This is a genomic window from Streptomyces chilikensis, assembly GCF_001642695.1.
Classification (GTDB): domain Bacteria; phylum Actinomycetota; class Actinomycetes; order Streptomycetales; family Streptomycetaceae; genus Streptomyces; species Streptomyces chilikensis.
The window spans coordinates 1,210,711-1,218,341 of sequence record NZ_LWCC02000005.1 but is presented as its reverse complement, the minus strand read 5'-3'; the positions used below and the strand labels follow the sequence as shown (position 1 = coordinate 1,218,341).

6 protein-coding genes and 1 pseudogene are annotated in these 7,631 nt (G+C 75.2%); 3 read left to right on the top strand and 4 right to left on the bottom strand.

The window, feature by feature from the left end:
• Together A2U95_RS05445 and A2U95_RS05440 are read right to left on the bottom strand one after the other, a co-directional pair.
• The coding region (locus A2U95_RS05445) for a DHA2 family efflux MFS transporter permease subunit (RefSeq protein ID WP_166021080.1) at positions 1–1,381 on the bottom strand (1,381 nt) is incomplete at its 3' end.
• Positions 1,382–1,385: 4 nt separating this feature from the next.
• The gene (locus A2U95_RS05440; RefSeq protein WP_166021079.1) at positions 1,386–1,937 is read right to left on the bottom strand and encodes an NADPH-dependent FMN reductase; all 552 of its coding nucleotides are present in this window, start codon (positions 1,935–1,937) and stop codon (positions 1,386–1,388) included.
• On the opposite strand from A2U95_RS05440, the gene A2U95_RS33340 reads away from it, so the two are divergent.
• Positions 1,936–2,670, top strand: a complete 735-nt coding sequence (locus tag A2U95_RS33340; protein WP_166021078.1) for a TetR/AcrR family transcriptional regulator — start codon at positions 1,936–1,938, stop codon at positions 2,668–2,670. The genes A2U95_RS05440 and A2U95_RS33340 overlap by 2 nt on opposite strands.
• A 57-nt stretch (positions 2,671–2,727) precedes the next feature.
• On the opposite strand, the gene A2U95_RS05430 is transcribed toward A2U95_RS33340, so the two are convergent.
• Positions 2,728–3,867: a PQQ-dependent sugar dehydrogenase gene (locus A2U95_RS05430; protein ID WP_166021077.1), complete on the bottom strand. Its 1,140-nt coding sequence runs from the start codon at positions 3,865–3,867 to the stop codon at positions 2,728–2,730.
• A 203-nt stretch (positions 3,868–4,070) separates the two neighbouring features.
• Positions 4,071–5,081 carry an aldo/keto reductase gene (locus A2U95_RS05425; RefSeq protein WP_166021076.1) on the bottom strand — a complete coding sequence of 337 codons (1,011 nt, stop codon included), beginning with the start codon at positions 5,079–5,081 and terminating at the stop codon, positions 4,071–4,073.
• 96 nt (positions 5,082–5,177) lie between these two features.
• Here A2U95_RS05425 and A2U95_RS05420 point away from each other — a divergent pair, with 96 nt between their 5' ends.
• Positions 5,178–6,131: a 2-hydroxyacid dehydrogenase gene (locus A2U95_RS05420; RefSeq protein ID WP_166021075.1), complete on the top strand. Its 954-nt coding sequence runs from the start codon at positions 5,178–5,180 to the stop codon at positions 6,129–6,131.
• A 415-nt stretch (positions 6,132–6,546) separates the two neighbouring features.
• Positions 6,547–7,631, top strand: a pseudogene (locus A2U95_RS05415) (phosphodiesterase); the annotation flags it as partial.

Below are 7,631 nucleotides of genomic sequence, written 5' to 3'. Positions count from 1 at the left end.
CGGTCAGCGCCATCAGTCCGGCCCCGCACAGCAAGGTCGTCCCGAAGCCGTCCGTGACCGACAGGAGCAGGGCGAACAGGGCCGTCCCGGCACCGGCGGCGAGGCGGCTCACCACGTTCAGCGCGGTGGTGCCCCCGGCCGTCTCCGGACCGGACAACCCGCGGGTGGCGGCCGTCATCAGCGGCATGTTGACCAGCCCGACGCCCACCCCCAGCAGGCCGAGCGCGGCCACCACCCAGCCGTGCGGCACGCCCGTGCCGCCCGCCATGAGGGCGACGGCCAGGTACGCGGACGCGGCCAGGAGCGCCCCGGGCAACGCCAGCCGCCGGGCCGGGAGCCGGTCGGCGATCCGGCCCGAGAGCTGCATCACGGTGCCGCTGCAGAGGAACTGCGGCGCCATCAGCAGCCCGGTCGCGGTCCCGCTCAGCCCGCGTTCCTGCTGCCAGTACAGCGGTACGGCCATCAGCAGCCCGAAGTAGGCGGCCGAGAACGGCACCATGGCGGCCACGGCCCGGCCGTACGCGGGCCGGGAGAACAGCCGCAGGTCGAGCAGCGGCGGCCGGCCCGCCCGCGGCCCCCGGTCCGCCCGCAGCGCCCGGACCACGAAGGCGGCCACCAGCGCGCCGCCCGCGAGCACCGGCAGCAGCGCGCCGGGCGAGACGGGCGAGCCGCCCTCACCCGCCACCGTCAGCCCGTAGAGCAAGGCGGCCAGGCCGGGGGAGAGGGTGAGCAGGCCCACCAGGTCCAGCGGGCGGCGTACCGGGTCCCGGTCCCCGCCCGGGACCAGCCGGGCGCCCAGCACCAGGGTGAGGGCGCCCACCGGCAGGTTGACCAGGAAGATCCACCGCCAGGACAAGGCGTCGGTGAGGATGCCGCCGAGCACCGGTCCGGCCATGGGGCCGATCAGGACCGGGACGCTCAGGACCGCCATCGCCGTGCCCTTGCGCTCCGCCGGGACGGCGCGCAGCAGGAGGGTCATGGCCACCGGCACGATCAGTCCGCCGCCCGCCCCCTGCACCACCCGGAAGGCGATCAGCGACCCGGTGTCCCAGGCGACGCCGCACAGGCCCGACCCCGCGGTGAACAGCGCCACGGAGACCAGGAACACCCGCCGGCCGCCCCAGCGGTCCACCGCCCAGCCGGTGACCGGGAGGACGGCGGCCAGCGCCAGGGTGTAGCCGGTGACCACCCACTGCACCACGGACAGCGGACTGCCGAACGACGACCCCAGAGGGGGCAGGGCGACGTTGACGATGGTCAGGTCGAGGACGGTCATGAACGACCCCAGCACCAGTACGGCGGCCATCGCCAGGACCTGCCGGGGTACGGCGGGAAGGGGGGCGGCGGCCCGGCCGGGCCGCCGCCGCACGGTGAGGGCCACCGGGTCAGCCCGCCCGGTACGGCACGGCCGCCCGTCCGGCCCGCAAGGCGCGTCCCCACCAGACCAGCTGGTCCAGCATCGCCTTGGCCGCCCCCTCCGGGACGGTGGGGTCGTGCGGGGAGCCGTCCGCGTCGAACCGCTCCCACGCGAGGTGGAAGCTGACCGTGTCGCGGACGGTCGTCGCGTGCAACTCCGCGAACACCTGGCGCAGTTGCTCGACGGCGCGCAGCCCGCCGGCGAAACCGCCGTAGGAGACGAAACCGACCGGCTTGGCCTGCCATTCGTCGCGGTACCGGTCGATCGCCTGCTTCAGGGGCGCCGGGAAACTGTGGTTGTACTCCGGCGTGACGACCACGAAGGCGTCGGCGGCGGCGAGCCGTTCCGAGAGGCCCTCGCCGCCCGGGTGGTCGGCGAGGTCGGCCGGGTCGAGGGTGAGGTCGTCCCGCTCGCCCGCCACCCGCAGGAACCAGTCGGTGACCACGGGGGCGAACCGGCCCTCCCGGGTGGAGCCGGTCAGGACGACGACACGTAACGGAGCTGAGGAGAGAGGAGTCATGACCCGAAAGTACAACGGCAATTGCAGGAAATGCAACGGCTGTTGTAATCCGCCGGGCGGCGGCTACCGTAGGGCGGGCGACGGCGGCGGAAGGACGGGCCTGGTGGACGAGCGGCGGACCGGAAAGTGGCAGGCGATCGTGGAGGGCGCCACCAGGGTGTTCGGGCAGGAGGGCTACGCCCGCGCGGGCATCGACGCCATCGCGCAGGAGGCCGGGGTCTCCACCCGCACGATCTACAACCACTTCCCCGGAGGGAAGGCCGAGCTGTTCCGCACCGTGCTGCTCGAAGGCTCGCGGCGGGTGGTCCAGGCGCAGGTCGACGCCATCGACCGCAGGCTCCACAAGGTCACCGACCTGGAGGCGGACCTGGCGGCCTTCGCCCGCGCCTGGCAGGAGCCCAAGTCCCTCCACCCGGAGCACTTCGCGGTGGTGCGCCAGATGCAGGCCGAGGCGGGACGGCTGCCGTCCGGGTTCCTGGAGACCTGGCGCGCCAACGGGCCCGACCGCTCCCGCGCGGCGCTCGCCGAGCGCTTCCGCGAACTGGCCGAGGAGGGCTGGTTCGAGGCCCCCGACCCCGAACAGGCCGCCCTGCACTTCCTGCTGCTCACCGGCACCGAGATCGGCAGCCGCACCCACCACGGCGCCGTCCCCCTCCCGGAGGCCGAGCGCGAAGCGCTGATCGCCGGCGGGGTGCGGACCTTCCTGTACGGCCACCTGCCGCGGGGGACGTGACGGAGCCGGCGGAACCGCCCGCCCGGCCGGTCCGTCCGCCGCCCCGCGGCACGACGGTCAGCCGACCCGCAGCTCCAGCACCCGGTCGTCGCCGTCGCGCGGCTCCCCGCGCCCGTCCGTGCTGGACGTGACCAGCCACAGGCGGTCCCCGCCCGCCGCGAGCACCGTCCGCAGGCGCCCGTACTTCCCCTCCAGGAACGACTGCGGCTCCGCCGACGCCCTGGTGCCGTCCAGCGGGATCCGCCACAGCCGCTCGCCCCGCAGCCCGGCCGCCCACAGCGAACCCTCGGCGTACGCCAGGCCGCTGGGCGACGCCTCGTCGGTGCTCCACTGGGCGAGCGGGTCGCGGAACTCCCCGCCGCCGCCCTTGCCCTCCTGCTCGGGCCAGCCGTAGTTGCCGCCCGGCACGATGTGGTTCACCTCGTCCCAGGTGTCCTGCCCGAACTCGGCGGCGAACAGGCGCTGTTCGCCGTCGAAGGCCAGACCCTGCACGTTCCGGTGGCCCCACGAGAAGACGGGGGAGTCCGGGAACGGGTTGCCCGGCGCGGGCTCGCCCTCCGGGGTCAGCCGCAGGATCTTGCCGCCGAGCGAATCGCGGTCCTGCGAGAGCGGCTCGTCCCCCGCCTCGCCGGTGCCGACGTACAGCAGCCCGTCCGGACCGAACGCGATCCGCCCGCCGTTGTGCACGAAGGCCTTGGGGATGCCCCGGAACACCACGTCCGGCTCGCCCAGCTGCTCGCCCGCCGGCCGGTCCGGGCGGTACAGCATCCGCACGATCCGGTTGTCGGAGGCGGAGGTGAAGTAGGCGTACAGGTAGTGGTCCGAGGAGAAATCGGGCGACAGGGCGATGCCGAGCAGTCCGCCCTCGCCCTCCGGGGCCACCCCCGGCACCTCGCCGACCTCGGTCTTCCTCCCGTTCCGGGTGTCGACGCGGGTGATGGTCCCCTCGTCGCGGGAGGCGACCAGCAGCGCGTCGTCCCCCGGCGCCGCCACGCCCCACGGCGACTTCAGCCCGGTGGCGACGGTCCGGACCACCTCCACCGACCCCTTGGCCGGCGGCGTCCGCCCGCCCGGGCTCCCCGACGGCGACGGGTCCGCCGTCGCACCGCTCACCGAGGGGGACGGCGCCGCGTCCCCGCCGCCCGAGGAACAGCCGGCCGTCAGCAGGAGCGCGGAGGCGGCCAGTGCCGCCGTCACGGCTCCACCTCGTACAGGGCGTCGCACGATGGGGGTCCCTTCGGTCGGGTCGGTCACGTCACGGGGCCGAGCGGTGCCGCACGGGTTTCGGCATTCACCCTGTCCTACACCGGACGGTCCCCGAAAGTTCCCGCGCGGGGCCGGAGCCGGGCCGGCCGGTCCCGGGCCGGTGGAGCCGGACGGGCCGGTCCCGGAGGTCCGGCTCAGTCCCAGGAACCGAGCGCCGCCGGCAGGTCCCGCAGCTCCGCCAGGTCCTCGGCGGTCAGCCGCAGCGCGGCCGCGCCGGCGTTCTGGCCGGCCCAGCGCTCCTGCTTCGTCCCCGGCACCGGCACCACGTGCGGTCCCTGCGCCAGCACCCAGGCCAGCGCCACCTGCGCCGGGGTCACGTCCTCCCCGTGCCGGGCGGCGACCCGGCGCAGCCCGGCCACGATCGGCTGGTTGGCGGCCATCATCTCGGCGGTGAACCGGGGGTGCCGGGCCCGCGGGTCGTCCGGCTCGAACCCCTCTCCGGGGGTGAGCGTGCCGGTGAGGTAACCGCTGCCCAGCGGCATCGCGGCCAGGAACCCCACGCCGTGCGCGGTGCACCACGGCAGCAGGGCGTCCAGCGCCTCACGCGACCACACGGACAGCTCCGCCTCGACCGCGGTCACCGGGAACACCCGCTGGAGCCGGCTCAGTTCCGCCAGCGTCCCCAGGTACGGCCGGGCGCCGGTCCGGCGGCCGGCCGCGCGGGCGCCGCCCACCGCGCACAGGCCCAGCGAGCGCACCTTGCCTGCGCGCACCAGCTCGGCCATGGCGCCCCAGGTCTCCTCGACCGGCACCTCGGGGTCGGACCGGTGCAGCTGGTAGAGGTCGATCACATCGGTCTGCAGCCGCCGCAGCGAGGCGTCGCAGGCGCGCTTCACGTAGCCGGGACGGCCGTTGGCGACCAGGTGCCCCTCGCCGACCAGCAGGCCGACCTTGGTGGAGACGAACGCGTCCTGGCGGCGCTCCTTCAGCACCCTGCCCAGCAGCAGTTCGTTGGTGAACGGCCCGTACATGTCGGCCGTGTCGAGCAGTGCCGCACCGGCCCCGAGGTCGAGCGCCCGGTGCACGGCGCGCAGCGATTCGCCGCCGCGCCGCCGCGAGGCGCTGTACCCCCAGTTCATCGGCATGCACCCGAGCCCGACGGCACCGACCTCGAGCGTCGTCGAGCCCAACCTCCTGCGCTCCACCTGCCCCCGACCCTCCCTAGGCACGCCCTGCCGCCGCCACCGCGAGATCCCAACCTAACGTCTGCCGTCCGGCACCACTGACCTAGCCTCGGTGGCATGACTGCTGAAGTGTGGCTTCCCTACCGCGAGGACGAGCTGGAGGGACTGCCCGACGGTCCTGTGTACCGCTTCTGGGACGGGCGGGAGGAGTACCCGGCGGACCCGGCCGCCTGCGCGTTCTACGTCGTGCCGTACCTCAGGCCCGGCGCGGTGGGGACCAGGCCGATGCCGGACATGACCTCGGTGAAGGTGGTGCAGACGCTCTCCGCCGGCATCGACCATGTCGAACCGGGCCTCTCCTCGCTGCCCGAGGGCGTCCAGGTCTGCAACGCCCGGGGGGTGCACGACGCCAGCACCGCGGAGCTGACCCTGGCGCTGATCCTCGCCCAGCTGCGCGGCATCCCCGACTTCGTGCGCGCCCAGGAGCGCGGGGAGTGGGCGAGCGGCTTCCGGCCCGCGCTGGCCGACCGGACGGTGCTGATCGTCGGGTACGGGGCGATCGGCTCGGCGGTCGAGGACCGGCTCGTTCCGTTCGAGCCCGCGCGGGTGGTGCGCGTCGCGCGCTCCGCGCGCACGGCGGCACGCGGCCCCGTGCACCCGCTCGCGGACCTCCCGGAGCTGCTGCCCGAGGCCGACGTGGTGGTGCTGCTGACTCCGCTCACCGAGGCCACCCGCCACCTCGTGGACGCCTCGTTCCTGGCCCGGATGAAGGACGGGGCGCTGCTGGTGAACGTGGCCCGCGGCCCCGTGGTGGAGACCAAGGCCCTGCTCGCCGAGGTGGAGACCGGCCGGATCAGGGCCGCGCTGGACGTCACCGACCCCGAGCCGCTGCCGCCCGGTCACCCGCTGTGGACGGCTCCCGGCGTCCTGATCACCCCTCATGTGGGCGGACCCACCAGCGCGTTCGCGCCGAGGGCCAAGAGGCTGCTGGTGGACCAGTTGTCCCGATTCGCCGACGGGCGCCCGCTGCGCAATGTGATGCTGACGACCGGCGGGCGGGGCATGGCCTGACCCGGCTCGGGTACTCTCCGCTGTCCCACGGACGCGGAACGTTTCCGAACCTCCGTTCGTCATCACGCAGAGTAGATGAACTATGTCCCTGAGTGACGATGCTGGTGTATCGTCACTCGGGGGCTGCGCCCGCATCGAGGCGCCGGAGACGGACCTGTACCGAACTGCTAGGGGGGCGACGGGCGATGCACGGCCGACGGAGCGGACGACGGATTCACGACGCCGCGACCTACCGCGCCACGACGTACCACTCGGGGAAAGTCCGGACCCGACGCGCCGTGACCTCCCGTGCGGGGGTCCGCGAGGCCGGGCCGCTGGGGCGCCGGCGGCGCCCGGGGCGCACCACCGCGCACATCCGGCCCCTCCGTCGTGGAGTGGACGCCGCCCGGCGTCCCGGCGGCTGCGGGAGGTCCCGGTGATCTCCCCCTCCCTCTCCCCGCCCGTGCTCGACGGCGGAGGCCGCGGGGGTCATGAGCCGCGGCCTGCCGCCGCCCTCGCCGTCCCGGCCCGGCCGGCGGCCGCCGTGCGCCGCGGCGTGACGCCGGTGCCGCTGGTGCTCCTCACCCTGGCCTGCGCGGGCTACGCGGTCGGCTCCGCGGTCGGCTGGGGGTCGCCCCGCACGGCCATGGTGATGGGCGACTTCGGACTGAGCGCCGCCGGTGCGGCCGCCGCCGTCTCCTGCTTCCTCTACGCCCGCCGGCAGGGCGAGTTCCGCCCCGCCTGGCTGCTGTTCGCGCTCTCCTCGGCGATGGCCAGTCTGGGCAACCTGGTCTGGGGCTGGTACGAGGTGGTGCTCCGTGCGGAGATGCCGCGCCCCAGCCTGGCCGACTTCTTCTTCCTCTGCTTCGCGCCGCCCGCCATCCTCGGCCTGCTGATGCTGGCCAGGCGTCCCCTGAACGGGGCGGGCTGGGTCTGCCTGGTGCTCGACGCCTGGCTGATCGGCGGCTCGCTGCTCACCCTCTCCTGGAGCCTCGCGCTGGGCCACACGGCCGGCGCGGCCGATCAGGGCGTCGCCCACGCGGCCTTCCAACTGGCCTACCCGATGCTGGACATCGCCCTGGTGAGCGTGGTCCTCGCGCTGCACTTCCGGCGCACCGCGGCCAACCGCGCCGCGGTCAACACCGCGGTCGGCGCACTGGCGCTCACCGTGGTCTGCGACGCCATGTTCACCTCACCGCTGCTCCACCAGAGCTACCGCTCCGGCCAGTTGCTGGACGCGGGATGGTTCGCGGGCTCGCTCCTGCTCGCCTACGCGCCCTGGGCGGCCGCTTTCGCCCGCCCGCGGGAGGGCCGGCCGTCCCGCCCGTTCCCCCGGAGCCGCCGGCTCCGCCGCGGTGCGGCCCCCGGGCGCCCCGCCGCGCCCTCCCGGTCCGGTCCGCGCCCCGGGGAGGCCGGGACCCCGTCCGGCCCCCTCGCGTCCCCGGCGGCCGCGGACGCGCCCCGGAGCGAACGGGCCCGCCCCCGCGCCTCCGCCCCGGGGCCTCCCGCCCCCCCGCCCCC

What these genes read in the sequence shown, in the direction of transcription:
- A2U95_RS33340 (WP_166021078.1), top strand. Translation starts at nt 1,936, where the DNA reads ATGACCCGAAAGTACAACGGCAATTGCAGGAAATGCAACGGCTGTTGT.
- A2U95_RS05440 (WP_166021079.1), bottom strand. Translation starts at nt 1,937, where the DNA reads ATGACTCCTCTCTCCTCAGCTCCGTTACGTGTCGTCGTCCTGACCGGC.
- A2U95_RS05420 (WP_166021075.1), top strand. Translation starts at nt 5,178, where the DNA reads ATGACTGCTGAAGTGTGGCTTCCCTACCGCGAGGACGAGCTGGAGGGA.